The sequence below is a fragment of the Clavibacter sp. AC415 genome (assembly GCF_979252985.1).
This window is the reverse complement of the sequence record NZ_CEEDAR010000014.1, coordinates 146,376-166,723: the sequence shown is the minus strand read 5'-3', so window position 1 is coordinate 166,723 and position 20,348 is coordinate 146,376. Positions and strand designations below refer to the sequence as shown.

At 74.4% G+C, this 20,348-nt stretch carries 14 protein-coding genes and 5 pseudogenes; 13 read left to right on the top strand and 6 right to left on the bottom strand.

What is annotated here, in order from left to right; translation table 11 throughout:
• Positions 1-99 precede the first annotated feature (99 nt).
• The 3 genes and pseudogenes from ACZ411_RS05585 to ACZ411_RS05575 form a co-directional block, all read right to left on the bottom strand.
• The gene (locus ACZ411_RS05585; RefSeq protein ID WP_464169094.1) at positions 100-888 is read right to left on the bottom strand and encodes a class I SAM-dependent methyltransferase; all 789 of its coding nucleotides are present in this window, start codon (positions 886-888) and stop codon (positions 100-102) included.
• A gap of 61 nt (positions 889-949) precedes the next feature.
• A complete protein-coding gene (locus ACZ411_RS05580; protein WP_464169282.1) occupies positions 950-1,216 on the bottom strand; it encodes a hypothetical protein in 267 nt (88 codons plus the stop codon).
• Positions 1,217-1,433: 217 nt separating this feature from the next.
• Positions 1,434-1,556 (bottom strand): annotated as a pseudogene (locus tag ACZ411_RS05575) (TetR/AcrR family transcriptional regulator); the annotation flags it as partial.
• Positions 1,557-1,659: 103 nt separating this feature from the next.
• Between ACZ411_RS05575 and ACZ411_RS05570 the strand changes: the two are divergent.
• The 4 genes and pseudogenes from ACZ411_RS05570 (at position 1,660) to ACZ411_RS05555 (ending at position 6,917) form a co-directional block, all read left to right on the top strand.
• Positions 1,660-3,306, top strand: coding sequence for an ABC transporter substrate-binding protein (locus ACZ411_RS05570; protein WP_464169092.1), 1,647 nt, complete (start codon positions 1,660-1,662; stop codon positions 3,304-3,306).
• Between the two features lie 78 nt (positions 3,307-3,384).
• The gene (locus ACZ411_RS05565) at positions 3,385-4,344 is read left to right on the top strand and encodes an ABC transporter permease (protein ID WP_464169090.1); all 960 of its coding nucleotides are present in this window, start codon (positions 3,385-3,387) and stop codon (positions 4,342-4,344) included.
• Positions 4,341-5,201: an ABC transporter permease gene (locus ACZ411_RS05560; protein WP_464169088.1), complete on the top strand. Its 861-nt coding sequence runs from the start codon at positions 4,341-4,343 to the stop codon at positions 5,199-5,201. The genes ACZ411_RS05565 and ACZ411_RS05560 overlap by 4 nt, the downstream gene beginning before the upstream one ends.
• Before the next feature lie 65 nt (positions 5,202-5,266).
• Positions 5,267-6,917: pseudogene (locus ACZ411_RS05555) on the top strand (dipeptide ABC transporter ATP-binding protein).
• A gap of 67 nt (positions 6,918-6,984) precedes the next feature.
• Here the strand turns inward: ACZ411_RS05555 and ACZ411_RS05550 are convergent.
• Positions 6,985-8,414: pseudogene (locus tag ACZ411_RS05550) on the bottom strand (helix-turn-helix domain-containing protein).
• Between the two features lie 479 nt (positions 8,415-8,893).
• On the opposite strand from ACZ411_RS05550, the gene ACZ411_RS05545 reads away from it, so the two are divergent.
• From ACZ411_RS05545 to ACZ411_RS05515, 7 genes and pseudogenes are all read left to right on the top strand, one after another.
• Positions 8,894-9,580 carry a phosphoenolpyruvate carboxykinase domain-containing protein gene (locus tag ACZ411_RS05545; RefSeq protein WP_464169273.1) on the top strand — a complete coding sequence of 229 codons (687 nt, stop codon included), beginning with the start codon at positions 8,894-8,896 and terminating at the stop codon, positions 9,578-9,580.
• 61 nt (positions 9,581-9,641) lie between these two features.
• Positions 9,642-9,917: pseudogene (locus ACZ411_RS05540) on the top strand (phosphoenolpyruvate carboxykinase domain-containing protein); the annotation flags it as partial.
• A gap of 119 nt (positions 9,918-10,036) precedes the next feature.
• Positions 10,037-10,546, top strand: a complete 510-nt coding sequence (locus ACZ411_RS05535) for a hypothetical protein (RefSeq protein ID WP_464169271.1) — start codon at positions 10,037-10,039, stop codon at positions 10,544-10,546.
• 64 nt (positions 10,547-10,610) lie between these two features.
• Positions 10,611-13,263, top strand: a pseudogene (gene valS / locus ACZ411_RS05530) (valine--tRNA ligase); the annotation flags it as partial.
• Between the two features lie 9 nt (positions 13,264-13,272).
• Entirely contained in the window at positions 13,273-13,725 is a 453-nt protein-coding gene (locus ACZ411_RS05525) for an N-acetyltransferase family protein (RefSeq protein ID WP_464169269.1), read from the top strand.
• Positions 13,725-13,988 carry a hypothetical protein gene (locus ACZ411_RS05520; protein ID WP_094115700.1) on the top strand — a complete coding sequence of 88 codons (264 nt, stop codon included), beginning with the start codon at positions 13,725-13,727 and terminating at the stop codon, positions 13,986-13,988. The genes ACZ411_RS05525 and ACZ411_RS05520 overlap by 1 nt, the downstream gene beginning before the upstream one ends.
• 280 nt (positions 13,989-14,268) lie before the next feature.
• Positions 14,269-14,658, top strand: a complete 390-nt coding sequence (locus ACZ411_RS05515) for a MarR family transcriptional regulator (protein ID WP_464169086.1) — start codon at positions 14,269-14,271, stop codon at positions 14,656-14,658.
• A 72-nt stretch (positions 14,659-14,730) separates the two neighbouring features.
• Here ACZ411_RS05515 and ACZ411_RS05510 read toward each other — a convergent pair whose 3' ends face one another.
• On the bottom strand, positions 14,731-15,534 hold the full coding sequence (locus ACZ411_RS05510; RefSeq protein WP_104289163.1) for a class I SAM-dependent methyltransferase: 804 nt from the start codon (positions 15,532-15,534) through the stop codon (positions 14,731-14,733).
• A gap of 43 nt (positions 15,535-15,577) precedes the next feature.
• Here ACZ411_RS05510 and ACZ411_RS05505 point away from each other — a divergent pair, with 43 nt between their 5' ends.
• Positions 15,578-17,641: a M3 family metallopeptidase gene (locus tag ACZ411_RS05505; protein WP_464169083.1), complete on the top strand. Its 2,064-nt coding sequence runs from the start codon at positions 15,578-15,580 to the stop codon at positions 17,639-17,641.
• 94 nt (positions 17,642-17,735) lie between these two features.
• Here ACZ411_RS05505 and clpX read toward each other — a convergent pair whose 3' ends face one another.
• On the bottom strand, positions 17,736-19,016 hold the full coding sequence (gene clpX, locus ACZ411_RS05500; protein WP_094115696.1) for an ATP-dependent Clp protease ATP-binding subunit ClpX: 1,281 nt from the start codon (positions 19,014-19,016) through the stop codon (positions 17,736-17,738).
• A gap of 166 nt (positions 19,017-19,182) precedes the next feature.
• On the opposite strand from clpX, the gene sfnG reads away from it, so the two are divergent.
• The gene (gene sfnG, locus ACZ411_RS05495) at positions 19,183-20,325 is read left to right on the top strand and encodes a dimethylsulfone monooxygenase SfnG (RefSeq protein WP_104342984.1); all 1,143 of its coding nucleotides are present in this window, start codon (positions 19,183-19,185) and stop codon (positions 20,323-20,325) included.
• Positions 20,326-20,348 lie beyond the last annotated feature (23 nt).

The window sequence follows — 20,348 nt, the reverse complement described above, 5'->3', positions numbered from 1 at the left end:
CCCGACCCGTTCGGTTCTACCTGCCCCGCGGTCGTCCGTGCGGGGCTCTACTTCCGAAGGCTCCCCGGTGATGGCCGGATCGGCGCCTGTCCCACGATCCTAGCGCGCGCTCCCGCGGGTGCCGCAGCCCCTCAGCCGCCGAGCTGGGCGCGGTAGGCGTCCGCCCGCCAGGGGAGCTCCAGCTGGTCGCGGCCCGCGGTGTCGGGGTGACCCGCGAGGAGCGTGCGGATGTCGTCGAGCGCCCGAGCCCGCTCGGGGTCGGGCATGACGACGACGCGGCTGACGGCAGCCCGCGAGCGCCACGACGTCGTCGGGGGTCGTGCGGTGCCGGTGGGGGAAGGACGCGTGCTCGACCGGGCCGAAGCCGGGGAACGGGCCGGGCTCCTGCCCGGGCCCGCGCGGGCGGCGTCCCGGCTGGAGGAGCGCGTCGAGCTCGCGGACCCAGTCCTCGCGCACGTCCATCGCGTTCCACACCAGGCAGAGGCGGCCGCCGGGGCGGAGCACGCGCGCGGCCTCGCGGGCCGCCTCCCCGGCGTCCATCCAGTGCCACGCCTGCGCGACGAGGACCGCGTCCTCCTCGCCGTCGCCGAGGGGCATCGCCTCGCCGGATCCCGCGCGGACGTCGACGTCGGGGGACGCGGCGGCCAGCACGGCGCGCATGCCGGCGTCGGGCTCCACCGCGGTGACCTGCAGGCCGCGCGCGGCGAGCAGGCGCGTGAGCTTGCCGGTGCCCGCGCCCAGGTCGACGACCCGGCGGGCGCCGGCCGGGAGCATCCACTCCACGGCCGCCTCGGGGTAGCCGGGGCGCACGCGGTCGTACTGGTCGGCCACCGCGCCGAAGCTGGCGGCGAGGGCGGCGTGGTCGGGATGGCGGGCGTCGTCGGTCATGGGGCCATCCTGCTCCGCGGACCGGGGCTCGGGAGGCGGCGCGCGGCGCCCCTCCGGCGGCTCAGCCGAGCTGCGCCGCGAGCGCGGGACGCAGCGGGTCGAGCGCCCGCCGCACGGCGTCCTCGAGCGGTCCGCGGGTCACCCCGTCCGCGGCCCACGCGACGACCGCGGCGGCCGTCGCGGCGGCGACCACGGCGGCGGCGACCCGGACGCGCGCGTCGGAGGCGCGGAGGCCCGAGCCGCGCGCCAGGGCCTGGGCGACGGGATCCACGAGCGGCGCCGCGCGGGCGACCCCCTCGCCCGCGACGGCCGCGCCGAGCCCCATCACCTCGTGCTGGGTCAGCGCCGAGCGGCAGCCACCCCTCGCCGCGGTCGCGCGCCGCGTCCAGGAGCGACTCGACCACGCCGTCCACGGGCGTCCGTCCGGCGTCCGCCGCGGCGAGCGCCTGCCCGAGCGCCCGGAGCGTGTCGTCGAGGCCCGCCCAGAGGAGGTCGGCCTTGGAGGCGTAGTAGTTGAAGAAGGTGGCGCGGCTGACCCCGGCGCGCTGCGCGATCTGCTCCACCGTCGTCGCCGCGTAGGTGTTCTCGAGGAAGAGCTCGGCGGCGGCCTCCTCCAGGGTCGCCCGCGACGATCGGCGCGGACGGCCGGCGGGACGGGCGGAGGTCATGGGCCCATCCTGGCGCACCGGCGTCGGTGGGGTCCCGTATTGTTGGACGCGGTACAGAAACCACTCCCCCGCGCCCGACCGGCGCTCCCACCCGGAAGCACCCATGATCCCCACCTCGCGCGCCCGCGCCCTCGCGGGCCTCGGCGCCCTCGCCGCGACCTCCCTCGTCCTCTCCGGCTGCACCCCCGCCGCCCCCGAGGCGTCCACCACGCCCGTCTCCGGCGGCACGCTCGTGTACGCGTCGGGCGACGCCGAGCCCGAGTGCCTCGACCCGCACGTCGGCGGCAACTACCCGCAGGCGCTCGTGTCCTCCCAGTTCCTCGAGCCGCTCGTGTCGCTCGACGGGGAGGGCGGCATCACGCCCTGGCTCGCGGAGACCTGGACCTGGAGCGACGACGGGCTCGGACTCACCCTGCAGCTGCGCCAGGGCGTGACCTTCACCGACGGCACCCCGTTCGACGCCGACGCGGTGGTGGCGAACATCCAGCACGTGCAGGACCCGGCGACGCTGTCGAGCACCGGGTACCTCGCGCTGGAGGCCGTCGCCGACGCGACGGCCGTCGACGCCTCCACCGTGCAGCTGACGCTCTCCACCCCCGACAGCGCGCTGCTGGAGTCGCTCTCGCAGCCGTGGCTCGCCATGGAGTCGCCCGCCGGGATCGCCCGCGGCACGGACGAGAACTGCGCCCAGCCCATCGGCACCGGGCCGTTCCTCGTCGAGCGCTGGGACCGCCAGCAGTCCGTCTCGCTGATCCGCAACGACGACTACTCGTCGCCCCCCGCCGACGCCGAGCACAGCGGGCCCGCCTACCTCGAGCGCGTCGACTGGCGCTTCCTCCCCGACTCCGCCTCCCGCTACGCCGCCCTCCAGAGCGGCGAGGTCGACGTGATCGACAACGCGCAGCCCGACGCCATCGCCTCCGCGACGGCCGCGGGGACCCTCGGCGAGCTGGACGCGCCGCGGCCCGGCGCCTCCAACCGCATCGAGCTGAACTCCGGGCAGGCGCCCTTCGACGACGCGCGCGTCCGCGAGGCCTTCATCCGGTCGGCCGACGTCGACGCCGGCATCACGGCGCTGTTCCAGGGCACGGCCGAGCGCTCCTACTCGCCGCTCGCGAGCACCGAGCCCGCCGGCGTCTCGGACCCCGACCCGTTCGAGATCGACGTCGACCGGGCGGGCGACCTGCTCGACGCGGCCGGCTGGTCGGCGCGGGACGCCAACGGGATCCGCACGCGCGACGGCCAGCGCCTCACGCTCCGCTTCCCCGTGAGCACCAACCAGTCGATCCCCGCCGAGCAGTCGCTGTTCGAGCAGATCCAGGCCACCACGAAGGAGGTCGGATTCGACGTGCAGCTCGAGCCCATGGACCTCGGCTCCTGGTACGAGGCGCTCGGGGACGACGCGTACGAGCTCGTCAGCGCGCCCTACACCAAGGCCGGACCGGACGTGCTGCGCATCCTCTACGACACCTCGGGCATCACCCCCGCGCCGAGCGGCTACTTCGCGAACCACGCCAAGGTGTCGGTCCCCGAGATCGACCAGGCGCTCGCCGAGGCGCGGTCCACGACCGACCTGGAGCGCCGCGACGCGCTCTACGCCGACGTGCAGCGCCGGGTGATGGAGGGGCACTGGATCCTGCCGCTCTACGACCAGCAGAACCACTTCCTGCTCGGCGCCGACGTGCAGGGCCTCCGCGCGCTGCCGTCGGTGGCGACGCCGACGCTGTACGACACCTGGCTCGCCCGGTGACCCGCGGCCGCGCCACCGCACCCCGCTCCCGCGTCCCCGCCCTCGCGCGGGCCGTGGGGGCGCGGGATCGGCGGCGCGGTGCTGGTGCTCTGGGCGGTCGCGACGGTGACGTTCCTCGCCGTGCGGCTCATCCCGGGCGATCCGGCGCAGGCGATCCTCGGCGGGCCGGGATCGCAGGCGCCGCCCGAGGCGGTGGCCGCGGTGCGCGCGGAGTACGGCCTCGACCAGCCGCTGCTCGTGCAGTACCTCGCCCAACTCGGCCGGCTCGTCCAGGGCGACCTCGGACGCTCGTACGCGCTGCGCGAGGACGTGGCCGCCGTCCTCGCGCGCCAGCTGCCGGGCACGCTGCTCGTCGCGGTGCTGGCGCTCGCGGTGGCCTGGGTCCTCGCGCTCGGGCTCGCCCTGGTCTCGATCGGCGCCGGCCGCGTGGCGGGGGCGCTCGGGGCGGGCGTCGAGATCGTGGCCGCGTCGCTGCCGCACTTCTGGATCGGCGTGGTGCTCATCCTCGTGTTCTCCACCGGTCTCGGCTGGCTGCCCGCGGTGAGCGGATCCACGCCCGCCGGCCTGGTGCTCCCCGTGCTCACGCTGGCCATCCCGCTCGCCGGCTTCCTCGGCCAGATCATGCGCGAGGCGCTGCTGGACGCCCTGGACTCCCCCTTCGCGCTCGCCGCGCGCGCCCGCGGGGAGTCCGAGGCGGGCGTCCGGCTCCGGCACGCGCTCCGGCACGCGGCCGCGCCGGGCATCGCGCTGTCCGGCTGGGCGTTCGGCTTCCTCATCTCCGGCGCCGTGGTCGTCGAGCAGATCTTCGCCCGGCCCGGCCTCGGACGCACGGCGCTCTCGGCTGTGACCAGCCGCGACGTGCCCGTGATCGTGGGCGTCGTGCTCGTGGTGGCGGTGATCTACATCGTGCTCACCGCCGTGACCGACCTGCTCGCGCGCCTCGTCGACCCGCGCCTGGTCGACGCCCGCACCGGACCGGTGCCGACCGCCGCGCCCGGAGCCGACGCGGATGCCGACGCACGGGCGGTCACGCGATGAGCGATCCCCGCGCCGAGACCCTCCTCGCGTCCGCGCCCTCCCGACCGCCGCTCCGGATCCTCGCCGCCGCCGGCACCGCGGGCGCCGCCCTCGCGGTCGCGCTCCTCCTGGCCGCCGCGCTCGCGCCCGGGCTCCTCGCGCCGGGGGATCCGCTCGCCATCGCCCCGGCGGAGGCCTTCCGTCCGCCGGGCGCCGGGCACCTGCTCGGCACCGACGAGTCGGGGCGCGACGTCCTGACGCGCGTGGTGCACGGCGCCGGCCCCAGCCTCGTCATCGGCGTGAGCGCGACGGCCATCGGCCTCGGCCTCGGCGCGGTCCTGGGCCTCCTCGCGGCGCTCCTCGGGCGCGTCGCCGACTTCGCCGTCAACCGCGTCATCGAGGTCGTGTTCGCGTTCCCGGGCCTCCTGCTGGCGCTCTTCCTCATCGTGATCCTCGGGCCCGGCATCGGCAGCGCCACCCTCGCCGTCGGGATCTCCGCGGCGCCCGGCTACGCGCGCATCATCCGCGGCCGGGTCATGTCGGTGCGCCGGTCGCCGTACGTCGAGGCCGCCACGGTCCTCGGGCGTCCGCCGCTCGTCGTCCTCGTCCGGCACATCCTGCCGAACACCGCCGCGCCCCTGTTCGTGCTCGGGACGCTCGGCGTCGGGCAGGCGATCGTGTGGGCGTCCTCCCTCAGCTACCTCGGCCTCGGCACGGTGCCGCCGGATCCGGAGTGGGGCGCGATGCTCGCCGCCGGGCGCACCTACATCGGCTCCGCGCCGTGGCTGACGGTCGTGCCCGGCCTCATGATCGTGCTCACCGCCACGGCCTCGACCGTGCTCGGCCGCGCGCTCGAGCGACGGGTCCGGGCCTCGTGAGCGGCGATCGGGCGACCGGGGACCGTGCCGCGACCACCCGGGCCGCCGCGGGTGCGTCCTCTCCGCTGGCGCTCCGCGTCGAGGACCTCCGGGTCTCCTTCGGGGGCGTCCCCGTCGTCCACGGGGTCTCCCTGCGCATCGCCGCCGGCGAGTGCCTCGCCCTCGTCGGCACCTCGGGCTCCGGGAAGAGCGTCACGGCGCGCAGCCTCCTCGGGTTGGCGGGCACGGGCGCCGAGGTCCAGGCCGACGCCCTCGAGATCGCCGGCCGCGACCTGCGCCACGCCGGTCCCCGCGAGTGGCGCCGGGTGCGCGGCACGGGAGTCGGGCTCGTGCTGCAGGACGCGCTCTCCTCGCTCGACCCGCTGCGCCCGATCGGCCGCGAGATCGGCGACCCCCTCCGCCTGCACGGCATCCGCGACGCCCGCGCGCGGCGGGCGCGCGTGCTCGAGCTGCTCGAGCGGGTCGGCATGCCGGATCCCGCGACGCGCGTGCACCAGCGCTCCGGCGAGCTCTCCGGCGGGCTCCGCCAGCGCGCGCTCCTCGCGGCGGCCCTGGCCCTCGACCCGCCGCTGCTCGTCGCGGACGAGCCCACGACGGCGCTCGACGCCACCGTGCAGGCGCGCATCCTCGACCTGCTCGCCGACCTGCGCACGCGCGGCCAGGCGACCCTGCTGGTGAGCCACGACCTCGCGGTCGTGGCCCACCTCGCGGACCGCGTCGCCGTGATGCACGACGGCCGCATCGTGGAGGAGGGCCCCACCGCGGACGTCCTGGGCTCCCCCGCCCACCGTCGCACCCGCGCCCTCGTCGCGGCGGTCCCGACGGGCGTGCCACGGGGCGTGCCGCTCTCGGAGGCGCGGCTCTCGGCCGTCGCCGACCGCACGCCGGCGCCCAGCGGATCGCCGGCGTCCCCCGCCGGTGCCGCCGGGGAGGTCGTCCTCCGCGCCACCGGCCTCGGCCGGTCCTACCGCGGCCCAGGGCGGCACCGTCCGCACGGCCGTCGACGACGTGGACCTGGAGGTCCGCCGCGGCCGCACGCTCGGGCTCGTCGGCGGGTCCGGGTCCGGCAAGACCACGGTCGCGCGGCTCCTCCTCGCGCTCGAGGAGCCCGACGCCGGCACCGTGACGCTCGACGGGGAGCAGTGGAGCGGGATCCCCGAGCGCGCCCGCCGCAGCCGTCGTCCCCGCGTCGGCGCCGTCTACCAGGACCCGCTCGCGTCGTTCGACCCGCGCTGGACGGTCGGCCGGATCCTCCAGGACGCCCTCGCCGTCGCGGGACTCCACGGCGCGGAGGCCGTCGACTCGCCGGCGACGCTCCTCGCGCAGGTCGGCCTCGATCCCGCGCTCGTGCTCCGCCGCCGCCCCGCGCGCCTGTCGGGCGGCCAGCGCCAGCGCGTCGCGATCGCCCGCGCCCTGGCGGCCCGCCCCGACGTGCTGCTCTGCGACGAGCCGGTCTCGGCCCTCGACATCGCCGTGCAGGCCCAGGTGCTCGACCTGCTCGACGAGCTGCAGCGCCGACTGGGCCTCGGCATCCTGCTCATCTCCCACGACCTCGGCGTCGTCGCGCACATGAGCGACGAGATCCTCGTGATGGACGAGGGCCGCGTCGTGGAGCGCGGGTCCGCCGACGACGTGCTGGCTCGCCCCGCCCATGCGGTCACGCGGGCGCTCCTCGCGGCCGTCCCCCGGCTCGACTCCGGCCCGGCGCCGCGCTGACGGCCCGGCGCCGCGCTGACGGCCCGGCGCCACGCTGACGATCGGGCGCCGCGCTGACGGCCCGGCCTCAGACCCCGGCGTGCCGGTCGAGGAACGCGTACAGCTCCCGGTCGTCCACCCCCGGGAAGGCCCCGCGCGGCAGCGGCGCGAGGATGTGCGCGTGCAGGCGCGCGCTCGGCCACGCCCGATCCCGCCACCGGCCGGCGTCCGCGGGGTCGGCGCGACGGCAGCACGACTCGTCCGGGCACCGCGAGCTGCTCCGCGCGGTCGTCTCCCGGCCGCGGAACCACCGCGCGTGCGCGAACGGCACGCCGAACGTGATCGAGTACTCGCCCTCCGCCGTGGACCCCGTCTGCGTCGAGCACCAGAACGTGCCGGCCGGCGTGTCCGTGTACTGGTGGAACTCGGTGGTGCGGTTGGTCCGGTCGAAGGCGCCGCGTGCCGCCCACTCGCGGCACACCGGCTGGCCCTCGACGGCGCCGGTCACATCGACGGGCAGCGGCAGGCCGTCGTTCTCGTACGCCTTGTAGACCGCGCCGTCCCCGCCCACGCGCAGGAAGTGCACGCGGAGGTCGAGGTGCGTGGTGCAGATGTTGGTGAGCCGGAGCGCCGCCGCCTCGTGGGTGACCCCGAACGCGTCCCGGAAGTCCTCCACCGCGAGGTCGCGGCGCGACTTCGCCTGCCGCGAGGAACTCGACCGACTGCGTCAACGGCATCAGGCACGCGGCCGCGAAGTAGTTGATCTCCAGCCGCTGCCGGAGGAAGTCGGCGTAGCTGGCGGGCTCCTCGTGCCCGAGGACCCGGTGCGCCATGGCCTGCAGCGCCATCGACCGCAGGCCGTGACCGCCCGGGATGGAGGCGGGCGGAGGTAGATCCGGCCCTCGCCGAGGTCGGTCACGGAGCGCGTGGACCGCGGCAGGTCGTCCACGTAGATGAGCTCGAAGCCGAGCCCCTCCGCCATCCGGCTCACGCTGCGGTGCGAGAGGGCGCCCCGGCTGTGGCCGACGTCGGCGAGCATCGCCTCCGCCAGCTCCTCGATGGCGGGGAGGTGGTTGTCGCGGGCCCGCATCATGAGCCGCTGCTCCGTGCGCGCGCGACGGGCCTCCTCGGGCGTGGCGATCGACTCGCGGGCCCGCCGCGCGAGCTCGCGGTGGAGGCCGACGAGCGCCTCGAGGGTCTCCTGCGGCAGGGCGCGGCTCGCCGGCACCGCGGGCAGGCCGAGGCCGCCGTAGAGCGGGGGAGCGCTGCGCCCGGTCGAGCTCGATCTCGAGGGCCGAGCGCGCGTCGGGCGCCTGGTCGGCGAGCAGGTGCGTCACGTCGACGCCGAGCGCGCCCGCGATGCGGCCGAGGGTGGAGAGCCGGGTCTCGCGACGCCCGTTCTCGATCATGCTCAGGCTCGCTCGGCAGGATGCCCGCCCGCTCCCCCAGCGCCTGGAGCGTGAGCCCCGCGCCCTTCCGCGCGTGCCGGATGCGCCGTCCGATGACGAGCTGGTCCATTCCTTCACCTTCTCCGTGAACATCCGCGCTTGCTCACGCCTGCGGAGTCGCCGAACCCCATCCTGGCCGGTCTCAGGCTGGAACAACAGCCCGATCGACGAGGACGGAAGCCATGACCACGATCCGAGGACGCACCCCCGCTCAGCACCGCCGACCGCGCGCACGACGGCGGCCCGGGCGCATCGCCCCGCGCCGCCGGCCCGGACCGCGGCGACGCCCCCCTCCCGCCGGATCCGCCGCCCCGGCGCACGCCCGCGATCCCCGCGTCGCCGCCTGGGTCGCGGACGTCGCGCCGGCTGACCCGCCCCGACCGGGTTGGTGTCTGGTGCACGGGGAGCGTGGCCGAGTACGACCGGCTGACGCGGGAGATGGTGGCGCGGGCACGCTCATCCGCCTGAACCCCGAGTGGCGCCCGCACAGCTTCCTGGCCCGCAGCGACCCCGCCGACGTCGCCCGGGTCGAGGACCAGAAGGACGTTCATCTGCTCAGGAGGACCCCGCCGACGCCGGTCCCACCAACAACTGGCGCGACCCGCGACGACGCGCGCCGAGCTCGACGACCTGCTCGCGGGGTCCATGCGCGGGCGCACCCTGTACGTCGTCCCCTTCTCCATGGGGCCGCTCGGCGGCGCGATCTCGCAGCTCGGCGTGCAGATCACCGACAGCCCCTACGTCGTCGCGAGCATGGCGCTCATGACCCGGATGGGCGACGACGCGCTCCGCCGCATCGGCCCGGACACCCCCTGGGTGCGGGCGCTGCACGGGCTGGGCGCGCCGCTCCTCGACGACGCGGGCCGGCGCACCGCCGACGTGGCCTGGCCGCACAACGCCGACAAGCGCATCTGCCACTTCCCGGAGGCGCGCGAGATCATCTCGTTCGGATCGGGGTACGGCGGCAACGCCCTCCTCGGCAAGAAGTGCTTCTCGCTGCGCATCGCGTCCGTCATGGCGCGGGACGAGGGCTGGCTCGCGGAGCACATGCTCCTGATCCGCGTGACGAGCCCCGAGGGCCGCCGCTTCCACGTGGCCGCCGCGTTCCCGTCGGCGTGCGGCAAGACGAACCTCGCCATGCTCACCTCCACCATCCCCGGCTGGACGGTCGAGACGCTGGGCGACGACATCGCCTGGCTCCGTCCCGACGTCCAGGGGCGCCTGCGCGCGCCGTGAACCCCGAGCGCGGCCTCTTCGGCGTCGCACGGGCACGGGCGAGGCCACCAACCCGAACGCGATGGCGACCGTGTGGGGCAACGCGATCTTCACGAACGTCGCGCTCCGCCCCGACGGCGACGTCTGGTGGGAGGGCATGACGCCGAGGCCCCCAGCAGGCCTGGTGGACTGGCAGGGGCGACCGTGGTCGCCCGCGTCCGGCACCCCGGCCGCGCACCCCAATGCGCGCTTCACGGTCGGCATCGAGCAGTGCCCGTCGCTCGCGGACGACTGGGACGACCCCGACGGCGTCGTGGTCGACGCGATCCTCCTCGGCGGGCGGCGCGCCACCAACGTCCCCCTCGTGGCGGAGGCCGAGGACTGGGAGCACGGCGTCCTGATGGGCGCGACCATGGCCTGGAGCGGACCGCGGCCGCCGAGGGCCGGGTCGGCGAGCTGCGGCACGACCCCTTCGCGATGCAGCCGTTCTGCGGCTACGACATGGCGGACCACTGGCGCCACTGGCTCGAGGTCGGCCGGGGCCTCGGGCCCGGGGCGCCCGCGTCTTCCAGGTCAACTGGTTCCGGACGGGCGCCGACGGCGCGTTCCTCTGGCCGGGCTTGGGGAGAATGCCCGCGTGCTGGAGTGGATCCTGCGTCGCGTCGAGGACCGGGTGCCCGTGCGTCCGAGCCCCGTCGGCGGGCTGCCCGCACGGCCGACCTCGACGTCGACGGGCTCGACCTCGCGGACGGCGCCCTGGAGGAGCTGCTGGCGCTCGACCCCGCGTCCTCGCTCGACGAGCTCGACGCCGTGGACGCCCACTTCGCCCCTTCGACGGCCGTGTGCCCACCGAGCTCACGGGACGGGTCCAGGCCATGCGCCGGGCCTTCCAGGACGCGGCGCACGAGCGGTCCACCTAGCCGGACGGGCAGATGCGCGGGGCCGGGACTCCCGCGCATCCGGCCGTCACGCCATCCGGTAGCCTGAACCCCGCACAGCAGGCACCTCACCATCGACACGGTGCCGTCCACACGAGGGAACCGGAGCACGCATGGCTGACGAACGACGTCCGGACACCACGCAGGAGGCGACCGCACCGCCCGTCGCCCGGGTCCCCGACAAGCCGGCCCTCGAGGGCCTCGAGGCCAAGTGGGGCAGCCGCTGGCAGGCCGACGGCACGTACGACTTCCGCCGCGACGAGGCCGCCGCGGGCACCGTCTTCTCCATCGACACGCCGCCGCCCACCGCGAGCGGATCCCTCCACATCGGCCACGTCTTCAGCTACACGCACACGGACGTCGTCGCCCGCTACCGCCGCATGCGCGGCGAGTCCCCGTCTTCTACCCGCTCGGCTGGGACGACAACGGCCTCCCGACAAGGAGCGCCGCGTCCAGAACTTCTCGGCGTCCGCCGCTGCGACCCCCGCGCTTCCCTACGACCCGGGCTACGCGCCCGCGGAGACCGGCGGGACGTCCAAGCCCGGCGACCAGCAGCGACCCATCTCCCGCCGCAACTTCATCGAGCTGTGCGGAGGCCGCCGAGGAGGACGAGAAGCAGTTCGAGGACCTCTTCGCCGCCTCGGCCTCAGCGTCGACTGGCGGCAGACCTACCGCACCATCGGCCGGGAGGCGCAGGTCGCATCGCAGCGCGCGTTTGTTCCGGAACCTCGCCCGGGGCGAGGCGTACCAGGCCGACGCGCCCACCCTGTGGGACGTCACCTTCCGCACCGCGGTCGCGCAGGCCGAGCTCGAGGACCGCGAGCAGCCGAGCGCCTACCACCGCCTGGCGTTCCACCGCCCGGACAGCGACGTCATCATCGACACGACCCGACCGGAGCTTGCTCGCGGCGTGCGTCGCCCTCGTCGCCCACCCGGACGACGAGCGGTACCAGGGCCTGTTCGGGACGACCGTCACGACCCCGTCTTCGGTGTCGAGGTGCCGGTGCTCGCGCACCACCTCGCCCAGCCCGACAAGGGCTCCGGCATCGCCATGGTCTGCACGTTCGGCGACCTGAACGACGTCGTGTGGTGGCGCGAGCTGCAGCTCGAGAACCGCGCCATCGTCGGCTTCGACGGCCGCATCGTCTCCGAGGCGCCCGCCGCCATCACGTCGGACGCCAGCCGCGCGGCCTACGCCGCCCTCGCCGGCAAGACGGTCTTCTCTGCGAAGGCCGCCGTGGTCGAGCTCACCGAGTCCGGCGAGCTCCTCGGCGAGCCGCGGAGGATCACGCACCCCGTCAAGTTCTACGAGAAGGGCGACAAGCCCCTCGAGATCGTCTCCACCCGCCAGTGGTACATCCGCAACGGCGGCCGGGACGAGGAGCTCCGTCGGCCTCATCGGCCGCGGCCGGGAGATCGAGCTTCGTCCCCGACTTCATGCGCGTGCGGTACGAGAACTGGGTCGGCGGCCTCAACGGCGACTGGCTCGTCTCCCGCCAGCGCTTCTTCGGCGTGCCCCTGCCCGGTCTGGTACCCGCTCGACGCCGACGGCAACCCGGAGTTCGAGAAGGCCATCACGCCCACCGAGGAGCAGCTGCCCGTCGACCCGTCGTCGGATGCGGCCCCCGGGTACACGGGAGGACCAGCGCGGCGTGCCCGGCGGCTTCCAGGGCGAGACTCGACGTGATCGGACACCCTGGGCCACCTCCTCGCTCACCCCGCAGCTCGCGGGCGGCTGGGAGCGCGACCCGGAGCTGTTCGACCTCGTCTTCCCGTTCTCCATGCGGCCGCAGGGGCAGGACATCATCCGCACGTGGCTCTTCTCCACGGTCCTCCGCGCCGAGCTCGAGCACGGCGCGGCACCGTGGCGGACGGCGGCGATCTCCTGGCTGGATCCTCGACCCCGACCGCAAGAAGATGTCGAAGTCGAAGGGCAACGTCGTCACGCCCGCGGCCACGCTCGAGCAGTTCGGCTCGGACGCGGTGCGCTACTGGGCGGCCTCCGCCCGGCTCGGCGTCGACGCCGCCATGGACCCGCAGAACCCGACCCAGATCAAGATCGGCCGCCGCCTCGCGATCAAGGTGCTGAACGCCGCGAAGTTCATCCTGTCCTTCGAGGCCCCCGCCGACGCCCGGGCCACGCACGCCATCGACGTGGGCATGCTCGCCGCCCTCGCGGAGGTCGTCGAGACCGCCACGAGCGCCCTCGAGGAGTACGACCACGCGCGTGCCCTCGAGGTCGCCGAGAGCTTCTTCTGGACGTTCTGCGACGACTACCTCGAGCTCGTGAAGGACCGCGCCTACTCCGCCGACGCCGACCCTGGCTCGATCCGCGGCGCATCCGCGGTCGCGGCCCTCCGGCGCGGCGCTCCACCGTCCTCGCTGCGCCTGTTCGCCCCCTTCGTGCCGTTCGCGGCGGAGGAGGCGTGGAGCTGGTCCCACGAGGGCTCCATCCACACGGCCGCCTGGCCCACCGCTCCCCGGCCCGACGCCCCTGCCACCGGCGGCACGGCCGACCCGCGGCTCCTCGGCCTCGCCGGCCGGGCCCTCGTCGGCATCCGCCGCGCGAAGACCGACGCGAAGGCGTCCCAGAAGACCCCGGTCGCCGAGGCCGTCGTCGCGGCGTCGGCGGACGACATCCGCTCGCTCGAGCTGGTCGCGAGCGACCTGCGCGCCGTGGGCCGCATCACCGACCTGCAGTTCACCGAGGGGGACGGCCCGGCCGTCACCCGCATCACGCTCGCGCCCGTCGAGCCCTCGAGGAGAGACCGACGCATGACCATCTCGATCCGCCCCGTCCGCGACGGCGACTTCTTCCCCTGGTTCGACCTGTTCGCCGGCTACGCCGAGTTCTACGGCACCGAGCTGACGGACGAGCACGCCGTGCTGGCCTGGAGCCACATCATCGACGACGCGCACGCGAGCACCGCGCTCGTCGCCGTCGACGACGCGCACGAGGGCGCCCTCGTCGGCCTGGCCCACTTCCACCGGTTCGCCCGCCTCGCGCGCGGCACCGACGGTCTCCTGCTCGACGACCTGTACGTCCGCGAGGTCTCGCGCGGCCAGGGCGTGGGCGAGCAGCTGGTCACGGCCGTCGCCGCAGCCGCGCGCCGCGATGGCGCGAGCATGCTCCGCTGGATCACCGCCGAGGACAACGCCCCGGCGCAGCGCCTGTACGACCGCGTGGCCCGCCGCACCGCGTGGGTCACCTACGAGCAGGACGTCTGATGCAGCTCGGCACCCGCTGGCCCCTCGGCGGCACCGCTCCGGCGGAGCTCCCCGAGGTCGTGCTCCTCGCCGTGAAGACGGTGGAGTCCGACGTGGTGGCGCTCGACGCCGACACGTCCGCGTGGCGCTGGACGCTCACGTGGCTGGAGCGCAAGCCCGTCGTCGAGCTCGACGACGGCACGGTCATCCGCTACGACCCGATCGAGGACGCGGCGACGATCACCATCCCGGGCGAGTCCACGGACGACCCCTTCGACGACTGACCGACAGCACGCAGCCTGCGGGAGGGGCGGGCCGCGCCGCCGCTCCGGGGCCGGGGGGAGGCGCGGCCGGTGACCGCTGTGCCATCCTCGAGGTCAGGAGCGACCGGCCCGGACCCCGCCGGCGGTCGATGCCGTGGTGCCCGCGACGGGTGCCCGCTGAGACGACAGGGGACGACATGGACTCCGCCGGTGCGAGGACGGACGGCGAGGCCGTCGCGACGACCGCTCCCCGAGCGACGGCGACCCGACCGACGAGGCGCTGGGCCGCCTGGCCGAGGCGGTGATGACGCTGTCGGACGACATGCACGAGGCGCTGGTGCCCGTGTGGGAGCCGCTGACCGGCCTCCAGGTGCTGTTCCTCCGGATCATCGCGCGCTACGACCGGGTGACCCGCGTCGATCTCATGGTCCGGTGCCGCACCTCCCGCGCCGCCGTCACCCCGGGACTCGCGAGCCTCGTGCACCGGCAGTTCGTCGTCGAGACGCCGGACGGGGACGAGACCGTCCTGACGCTCGGCCCGTCGGGGCGCGAGATGCTCATGCGCATCGACCGCGCGCGCGTCGCGTGGGTGCGTCGCGCGCTCGCGGCCCACGGCGGCCGGCTCGACGACGAGGTGGACCGGACGACGGCCGTCCTCCGGAGCCTCCGGGACGTCGAAGCCCCCGGTTAGGGCGCCCGTCGGCCGCCATCACGGGTCGCGCGTCACGTCACGGCGCGCGCGACGGCGCGGCAGGGGTGCGGTTCAGCGCCGCGCGAGGATCTCCCCGTGCGGCATCGCGAGGAAGCCGTCCTCGTCCGCCGCCCACTCCTGCCATCCCGCGCGGATGGCCTGCAGGTCGGCGTCGTCGGCGAAGCCGCCGTCGAGGGCCTGGCCCGCGAAGGACGAGGCCACGGCCCGGTCCGCCCACGCGCCGCCCCACCAGGCGCGCTCGTCATCGGAGGAGAAGCACCAGACGGAGGCGCTCGAGGCGATGTCGGTGAAGCCCGCCGCCCGTGCCCAGGCCTTCAGCCGCGATCCGGCGTCGGGCTCGCCGCCGTTGGCCCGGTGCACGGGCAGGTAGACGTCCGCCCACCGCCGGAGGCCGTCGGACTCCGGGAACAGGGCGACCTTGGAGTAGATGACGTCGCGCGCCGCGACGAGGCCGCCGGGCCGGGTGACGCGCCGCATCTCCGCGAGCGCGCGCACGGGGTCGCCGACGTGCTGCAGCACCTGGTGCGCGTGCACCACGTCGAAGGACGCGTCGTCGTAGGGCAGCTCGTACACCGAGCCGACCACGAACTCGACGTTGCCCGTCCCGCGGTCCCCGGCGAGGGACTGCGCCTGCCGGACCACGTCGTCCGACATGTCGAGGCCCACCACGCGTCCGGGCGCGACGATGTCGGCGAGCTCCACCGTGATGGTGCCGGGACCGCTCCCGACGTCCAGCACGTCGAGGCCCGGCCGCAGGTGCGGCTCCAGGTAGGCGGCGGAGTTCCGGACGGTCCGCGCGCTGTGCACGCGGAGGACGCTCTCGTGGTGGCCGTGGGTGTATCGCTCGCTCGTCACCGTCCGAGCCTAAGCGGGCGTCCGGCCTAGGCTCGACCGTCGCATGACGACGCCCCCGAATCCCTTCCTCGAGCCGAGCACCCTCCCCTACGGCATGCCCCCGTTCGCCGACATCCGCGAGGAGCACTTCCGCCCCGCGTTCGAGGCCGGCATCGCGGAGCACCTGGCCGAGGTCCGCGCGATCGCCGACTCCCCCGAGCCGCCCACCTTCGAGAACACGCTCGTCGCGCTCGAGCTCGCCGGCCGCACGCTGGACCGCGTCAGCCACGTATTCTTCACCCTCACCTCCGCCGACAGCTCGGAGTGGACCCGGGAGCTCGACGCGTGGATCGCGCCCGAGCTCGCGGCGCACTCCGACGCCATCCGGCTCGACTCCGCCCTGTACGCGCGCATCCGCACCGTGCACGACGGCCGGCACGAGGCGGGCCTGGACGCCGAGTCCGCCTACCTCGTCGAGCGGTACCTGGCCGAGTTCACCGTGGCCGGCGCCGGCCTCGACGACGCGGCGAAGGACCGCCTCCGCGACCTGAACCGCCGCCTGTCCACGCTGACCACGCGCTTCGAGTCGAACCTCCTCGAGGACACGAACGACCTCGCCGTGGTCGTGGACGATCCCGCGCAGCTCGACGGACTCGGCGAGGGCGCGATCGCCGCCGCGGCCCAGGCCGCCGCCGACCGCGGGCTCGAGGGCCGGCACCTGATCACCCTCGTCCTGCCGACAGGCCACCCGTACCTGGCGCAGCTCACCGACCGTGCGCTCCGCCGGCGGATCATGGAGGCGTCGCTCGCGCGCGGCGCCCGGGGCGGAGCGCACGACAACCGCCCGCTGGTGCTCGAGATCACGCGGCTCCGGGCCGAGCGCGCCGCCCTCCTCGGCTTCCCGAGCCACGCCGCCGCCGTCACGTCCGACCAGACGGCCCGGACCCCGGAGGCCGTGGCCGAGATGCTCGGCCGGCTCGCTCCCGCCGCGGCCCGGAACGCCCGCGCGGAGGCCGTCGAGCTGCAGCGCGTCATCGACCGCACGCAGGAGGAGCTGGGCGAGCCGACCTTCGAGCTCGCCTCCTGGGACTGGGCCTTCTACAGCGAGCGGGTCCGCACCGAGCGCTACGACGTCGACACGGAGCGCATGCGCCCCTACCTCGAGGCGGACCGCGTCCTCCACGACGGCGTCTTCCGCGCGGCCACGCTGCTGTACGGCGTCACGTTCGCCGAACGCCCCGACATCCGCGCCTACCACCCCGACGCCCGCGTGTTCGAGGTGCGCGACGAGGACGGCGGGCCGGTCGGCCTGTACGTGCTCGACCTGCACACGCGCGACTCCAAGCGCGGCGGGGCGTGGATGAACCCCCTCATCTCGCAGAGCGCCCTGCTCGACACGCCCACGGTGGTGCTCAACAACCTCAACGTCCCGAAGCCGCCCGCGGGCCAGCCGACGCTCCTCAGCTACGACGAGACGAACACGCTGTTCCACGAGTTCGGGCACGCGCTGCACGGTCTGTTCGCCCGCGTCACCTACCCGCGGTTCGCCGGCACGAACGTCTTCCGCGACTTCGTCGAGTTCCCGAGCCAGGTGAACGAGATGTGGATGCTGTGGCCCGAGATCCTCGCGTCGTACGCCGTGCACCACGAGACCGGCGAGCCCATGCCCGCGGAGCTGGTCGCCGCCGTGCAGGCCTCGAGCGCCTTCAACGAGGGCTTCCTCACGAGCGAGTACCTGGGCGCCGCCCTCCTCGACCAGGCGTGGCACCGCATCGGCGTCGACGACGTGGTCGAGGACGTCGACGTGTTCCAGGCGGAGGCCCTCGCCGCCGTCGGGCTCGACGTGCCCGCCGTGCTCCCCCGCTACGCGTCGAGCTACTTCCAGCACACGTTCGCGGGAGGCTACGACGCCGGGTACTACTCCTACATCTGGAGCGAGGTGCTCGACGCCGACACGGTCGAGTGGTTCCACGAGAACGGCGGCCTCACGCGCGCGAACGGCGACCGGTTCCGCTCACGGCTGCTCGGCGTCGGCGGGTCGAAGGACCCGCTCGACGCGTACCGTGACTTCCGCGGGCGCGACGCGGTCATCGAGCCGCTGCTCGCACGCCGGGGGCTCGCCGACTGACGCACCGCGCGGGACGACGAGAGCGCCGCACCTGCGAGGGGTGCGGCGCTCTCGTGCGTGAGCCGGGGGCCGAGCGGGCCAGCCGGTCAGCGGATCAGGCGGACTTCTCCGCGCGCAGCAGGGACGCGCGCGGCACGATCGTCGGCGCGGCGTTCTGCACCACGGACTCGCGGGTGATCACGACCCGGCCGACCTCGTCGTCCGACGGGATGTCGAACATGATCGGCCCGAGCACCTCCTCGAGGATGGCGCGGAGCCCCCGCGCTCCCGTCTGCCGCAGCACGGCCAGGTCGGCGATGGACTCGAGGGCACCCTGCTCGAACTCCAGCTCCACGCCGTCGAGCTCGAACATGCGCTGGTACTGGCGCACGAGCGCGTTGCGCGGCTTGGTGAGGATCTCCATCAGCGCGCGCTGGTCGAGCTGGGTGACCGTGGTCACGACGGGCAGGCGGCCGATGAACTCGGGGATGAGCCCGAACTTGTGCAGGTCCTCGGGCAGCACCTCGCCGAACACGTCGGCGTTGACGTCCTTGCGGTGCAGCGGGGCGCCGAAGCCGATGCCCTTCTTGCCCGCGCGCTGGCTGATGATGTCCTCGAGCCCCGCGAACGCGCCGGCGACGATGAAGAGCACGTTGGTCGTGTCGACCTGGATGAACTCCTGGTGCGGGTGCTTGCGCCCGCCCTGCGGCGGCACGGAGGCCACCGTGCCCTCGAGGATCTTCAGCAGCGCCTGCTGCACGCCCTCGCCGGAGACGTCGCGCGTGATGCTGGGGTTCTCGGCCTTCCGCGCGATCTTGTCGACCTCGTCGATGTAGATGATGCCCGTCTCGGCGCGCTTCACGTCGTAGTCGGCCGCCTGGATGAGCTTCAGGAGGATGTTCTCGACGTCCTCGCCGACGTAGCCGGCCTCCGTCAGCGCGGTCGCGTCCGCGACGGCGAACGGCACGTTGAGGCGCTTCGCGAGAGTCTGCGCCAGGTAGGTCTTGCCGCAGCCGGTGGGGCCGATGAGCAGGATGTTGCTCTTCGCGATCTCGATCTCGTCGCCCACCGTCTCGGCCGGGCCGATGGTGCCGACGGCGCGCACGCGCTTGTAGTGGTTGTACACCGCGACGGACAGGGCGCGCTTCGCGGCCTCCTGCCCGATGACGTACTCGTCGAGGAAGCCGAAGATCTCCTTGGGCTTGGGGAGCTCGAACTCGCCCGTCGTCTCCTCGCTGGCCTCGGCCAGGCGCTCCTCGATGATCTCGTTGCAGAGCTCCACGCACTCGTCGCAGATGTAGACGCCCGGTCCCGCGATCAGCTGCTGGACCTGCTTCTGGCTCTTCCCGCAGAAGGAGCACTTGAGCAGATCCGCGCTCTCGCCGATGCGTGCCATGAATGCCTCCCCGGAAGTCGTGCGGTGTGCCACGAGCCTAACCCGTGCATGGGACATCGCCCGGACCCCTGGGAGCACGGCCCGTCGCGTGGTATCGGTGGTCGCGGATCCGTCACACGGCGCAACACACGGGGCGTCGTGGAGCCGCCGCACCCACCATGTCGGCATGACCGAGAACCCCGCCACCGCATCCCCCGACGCGCTGTCCTTCGCCTACTGGGTCCCGAACGTCTCGGGCGGCCTCGTGACGAGCGACATCGAGCAGCGCACCCACTTCGACTTCGACTTCAACGTCGAGGTCGCGCAGCTCGCCGAGCAGCGCGGCTTCGACTACGCCCTCAGCCAGGTGCGGTACGCCGCGTCCTACGGCGCCGACCAGCAGCACGAGTCCACGTCGTTCTCGCTGGGCCTCCTGCTCGCCACGGAGCGCCTCAAGGTCATCGCGGCCGTGCACCCCGGGCTCTGGCACCCGGGCGTGCTCGCGAAGTGGATCATCACGGCCGATCACATGTCGCACGGCCGCGCCGCCGTCAACGTGGTCTCCGGCTGGCTGAAGGACGAGTTCGTCGGCTTCGGCGAGCCGTGGCTCGAGCACGGCGAGCGGTACCGCCGCACCGAGGAGTTCATCCGGGTGCTCCGAGGGCTCTGGACCGAGAAGGACTTCACGCACCTCGGCGACTTCTACCGGATCCACGACTTCACGCTGAAGCCGCCGCCCGTCGCCGTGCCGGGCCGGGCGCACCCCGAGATCTTCATGGGCGGCAACAGCACTGACGCGCGCGCCATGGGCGGTCGCGTCACCGACTGGTACTTCTCCAACGGCAAGGACTTCGCGGGCTTCGAGGAGCAGCGCGCCGACGTGCTGGCGTCCGCGCGCGCAGCCGGCCGCACCGAGCGCGTGCGCTTCGGGCTGAACGGCTTCGTCATCGCCCGGGACACCGAGCAGGAGGCGCAGGAGGTGCTCGAGGAGATCATCGCGAAGGCCAACCCCGACGCGGTCGAGGGCTTCCGGCAGGCGGTGAGGCAGGCGGGCGCGTCGACCGGCGACGGGAAGGGCATGTGGTCCGACTCCACGTTCCGCGACCTCGTGCAGTACAACGACGGCTTCCGCACCGGGCTCATCGGCACGCCGGAGCAGATCGCCCGCCGCATGGTCGAGTACCGCAAGCGCGGCGTCGACCTCCTGCTGCTCGGCTTCCTCCACTACCTGGAGGACATCGACCGGTTCGGCACGGACATCCTGCCCATCGTCCGGGAGCTCGAGCGCGAGGCGATCGAGCGCGGCGAGCTGGAGGAGCCGGCCGCCTGACCCGGACGCGCAGGAGGGGCGGT

What these genes read in the sequence shown, in the direction of transcription:
- clpX (WP_094115696.1), bottom strand. Translation starts at nt 19,016, where the DNA reads ATGGCACGCATCGGCGAGAGCGCGGATCTGCTCAAGTGCTCCTTCTGC.
- ACZ411_RS05585 (WP_464169094.1), bottom strand. Translation starts at nt 888, where the DNA reads ATGACCGACGACGCCCGCCATCCCGACCACGCCGCCCTCGCCGCCAGC.
- sfnG (WP_104342984.1), top strand. Translation starts at nt 19,183, where the DNA reads ATGACCGAGAACCCCGCCACCGCATCCCCCGACGCGCTGTCCTTCGCC.
- ACZ411_RS05525 (WP_464169269.1), top strand. Translation starts at nt 13,273, where the DNA reads ATGACCATCTCGATCCGCCCCGTCCGCGACGGCGACTTCTTCCCCTGG.
- ACZ411_RS05520 (WP_094115700.1), top strand. Translation starts at nt 13,725, where the DNA reads ATGCAGCTCGGCACCCGCTGGCCCCTCGGCGGCACCGCTCCGGCGGAG.
- ACZ411_RS05570 (WP_464169092.1), top strand. Translation starts at nt 1,660, where the DNA reads ATGATCCCCACCTCGCGCGCCCGCGCCCTCGCGGGCCTCGGCGCCCTC.
- ACZ411_RS05560 (WP_464169088.1), top strand. Translation starts at nt 4,341, where the DNA reads ATGAGCGATCCCCGCGCCGAGACCCTCCTCGCGTCCGCGCCCTCCCGA.
- ACZ411_RS05505 (WP_464169083.1), top strand. Translation starts at nt 15,578, where the DNA reads ATGACGACGCCCCCGAATCCCTTCCTCGAGCCGAGCACCCTCCCCTAC.
- ACZ411_RS05535 (WP_464169271.1), top strand. Translation starts at nt 10,037, where the DNA reads ATGCAGCCGTTCTGCGGCTACGACATGGCGGACCACTGGCGCCACTGG.